This is a genomic window from Bifidobacterium aesculapii (assembly GCF_001417815.1).
Taxonomy (GTDB): domain Bacteria; phylum Actinomycetota; class Actinomycetes; order Actinomycetales; family Bifidobacteriaceae; genus Bifidobacterium; species Bifidobacterium aesculapii.
The window spans coordinates 1-2492 of sequence record NZ_BCFK01000084.1 but is presented as its reverse complement, the minus strand read 5'-3'; the positions used below and the strand labels follow the sequence as shown (position 1 = coordinate 2492).

General features: G+C 49.6%; 1 protein-coding gene and 1 pseudogene. Both read right to left on the bottom strand.

Annotation, left to right across the window (positions count from 1 at the left end; genetic code table 11):
- Positions 1-182: hypothetical protein (locus tag BFAL_RS10855; protein WP_442319914.1), on the bottom strand; the 182-nt coding region annotated here is incomplete at its 3' end.
- Positions 183-232: 50 nt separating this feature from the next.
- A pseudogene (gene tet(W) / locus BFAL_RS10430) lies at positions 233-2153 on the bottom strand (tetracycline resistance ribosomal protection protein Tet(W)).
- Between the last annotated feature and the right edge of the window lie 339 nt (positions 2154-2492).

Sequence of the window (2492 nt, the reverse complement as noted above, 5' to 3'; positions counted from 1 at the left end):
CGTTCCGTTACTTTGGGACGCACTACCTCTCTGTGAAATTCATTAGATTCGTCACCCATTGCATTATCCCAAAATTGTGCGTTCTCCTCCCAGATTTTTTTACTTTCCTCTGTTCCCATGTTCTCTCCCACTCCCCAAATTTGCTTTTTTGCTTCCATTAAATCTTCCTTACTATATTCCATTGTTACCCTCCATAACTTCTGATTGTTGCCGTCTTGACGATTATGTATCTTTACATTACCTTCTGAAACATATGGCGCACCTTGTCCAGGCGGCTGTTTGGACGGCGGGGCTGGATGACCGGCTGACCGACAGCGGCCTGATATCCTTTCAGCTCTGTAAGGCATACGCTCCGCCCGTTGGTGTAAAAGGCCAGATCAGTACGGTATGCCTGTATACAGCGGGCGGGAATCTCGCCAGTAAAGACAACTTCATCCTTTTTTACCTGGGCCGTTTCGATGGTGGCACAGTATTTCGGTGCATCATGATAAGCCCTGGAAAGGTATTCCTGGGGCGCATAGAGGATGAAGGAGAGATAAGGTTCCAGCAGCTGCGTCCCCGATTCCTTCAATGCCTGTTCCAATACAATCGGGGCCAATGAGCGGAAGTCCGCCGGCGTGCTGACCGGACTGTAATAAAGCCCGTATTCAAAGCAAATCTTACAGTCCGTTACGTTCCAGCCGAACAAGCCCTGCTCCAGCCCGTAACGGATACCATCCCTGACAGCGTTTTGAAAACTCTGGTTCAAGTATCCCAGCGAAACCCGGCTCTCGTATTGTACACCGGAGCCAAGCGAGAGTGGTGTAACAGACAGTCCTATGGATGCCCAAAACGGGTTGGGCGGCACCTCGATATGGATGGTGTGGCTGGCTGCTTTGAGCGGCCGCTCCATATAAATGACGGAGGGTTCCTTTACCACTGTTTCAAGCTTGTATTTTTCCGACAGCAAAGCGGAAACAACCTCCAACTGCACCCGGCCCAAAAAAGAAAGAATGATCTCATGGGTGATGGAATCCACTTCGCAACGCAAAAGCGGGTCAGTATCCGCAAGTTGCGTAAGAGCGTCCAGCAGCCGTTCTCTTTGCGCTGCCGTTTTCGGCGCAATCGCCGTCCGCAGCATGGGGAGGGGGTCCTCGCGCCACCTTTTACGAGGGAGCCGGGTTTGGTCCCCTAATACATCGTTTAACCTCACGCTGTCGCTGGGAAGGATAACAATTTCACCCTGATAAGCGGTGTCTGTCCGAACAATTTCCCCTTTGGATGGAATACGCATCTCTGTGATTTTCAGCTTTTCTCTCCCGGCCAGGGCCACCGTATCCCGCAGGCGCAGCGTTCCGCTGTATAACCGTAGATAGACACGCCGCTGGCCGCAATCGGTGTACTCAACCTTGAAAACGCTGCCGCATAGGGCGGCGCCCCCCCTGTTCCCCAATCGGTTGGAACAGCCCTGTCACCGCATCCATCAACGGTTGAATGCCAAGGCCATTTTTGGCGCTGCCATGATAGACTGGGAACAGGGAGGCGTCTTGAACCCGCTGCTGTTCCTCCCGCGCAAGTTTTTCCCGGCTGATTGGTTCTCCTGCGATATACTTTTCCAATAATTCATCGTTATTTTCGATGACCGCATCCCATGCTTCTATGTCGGTATTTTCCTCCAGGACTATTTCCGGGGACAGCGACACCGTCTGCTTGATGATAATATCGGCGGAGAGCTTATCCCGAACAGACTGAACCACGCTCTGCAAATCAACGCCAGCCTGGTCGATCTTGTTGATAAAGATAACGGTGGGAATGTTCATTTTCCGCAGGGCATGGAACAGAATACGGGTCTGGGCCTGCACGCCATCTTTAGCGGAGATCACCAAGATGGCCCCATCTAAAACAGCCAAAGAGCGGTACACCTCCGCCAAAAAATCCATGTGGCCGGGCGTATCCACAATGTTAACTTTACATCTGTGCCACTGGAAGGAAGTGACTGCCGCTTGAATGGTAATCCCACGCTGCCGCTCCAAAAACATGGTGTCCGTCCTCGTTGTCCCTTTTTCGACGCTCCCCGGTTCTGAAATGGCTCCGCTGGCATATAGCAGGCTCTCCGTCAAGGTCGTCTTTCCAGCGTCTACATGGGCAAGAATTCCAATATTGATTATTTTCATGTGATTGTCCTCCCTTTACAGCCCCAAAGGGCATAAAAATCCCCAGCAGTAAAATACTTTTACCACTGGGGATTATAAGTTGCGGACATACACATATACAGCATACACCTGTTTGTGATTGCTGTTTTTGGGGATATGTCAAAATTGATAAGGCAAAAGTATTCTTAAATTGGGTACAAAAAACTAAGCCCCTACAAAAGGAGCTATCATAATCCTTTGTTCCCACTATTTGATTATAGTTTTATTTAAGAATACCTTGCCGCATATTTTTTACTCCTTTTCTGGATTAAATCATTGTATCACATCAGTTTTAGGAAAGCAAGTACCTAAAAGAAATTG